The following is an 805-nucleotide window of genomic DNA, read 5'->3' on the forward strand; positions in this document are numbered from 1 at the left end:
CCAGTTTCCGATGCACTTCCTCGGTTAAGCCGAGGGCTTTCACATCAGACTTAAAAAACCGCCTGCGCTCGCTTTACGCCCAATAAATCCGGATAACGCTTGCCACCTACGTATTACCGCGGCTGCTGGCACGTAGTTAGCCGTGGCTTTCTGGTTGGATACCGTCACGCCGACAACAGTTACTCTGCCGACCATTCTTCTCCAACAACAGAGTTTTACGACCCGAAAGCCTTCTTCACTCACGCGGCGTTGCTCCATCAGACTTGCGTCCATTGTGGAAGATTCCCTACTGCTGCCTCCCGTAGGAGTTTGGGCCGTGTCTCAGTCCCAATGTGGCCGATCAACCTCTCAGTTCGGCTACGTATCATTGCCTTGGTGAGCCGTTACCTCACCAACTAGCTAATACGCCGCGGGTCCATCCAAAAGCGATAGCTTACGCCATCTTTCAGCCAAGAACCATGCGGTTCTTGGATTTATGCGGTATTAGCATCTGTTTCCAAATGTTATCCCCCACTTAAGGGCAGGTTACCCACGTGTTACTCACCCGTCCGCCACTCGTTCAAAATTAAATCAAGATGCAAGCACCTTTCAATAATCAGAACTCGTTCGACTTGCATGTATTAGGCACGCCGCCAGCGTTCATCCTGAGCCAGGATCAAACTCTCATATAAATATGAGCTGTTCGAATAGCTCGATTTGTTGTTCTAGCGAATTGACTTCGCAAATGTTACTTTTTGCCTCGATACCGAAGTATCAAGGACCCTGCACATTTAAACGAAACTTTGTTCAGTTTTCAAAGGACTAC

The 805-nt window shown here is 48.9% G+C and carries 1 rRNA gene; it reads right to left on the bottom strand.

What is annotated here, in order from left to right:
- Window positions 1-671 (bottom strand): 16S ribosomal RNA (locus ACWP87_RS13780); the annotation flags it as partial.
- Between the last annotated feature and the right edge of the window lie 134 nt (window positions 672-805).

The organism is Lacticaseibacillus sp. 22, assembly GCF_055413445.1.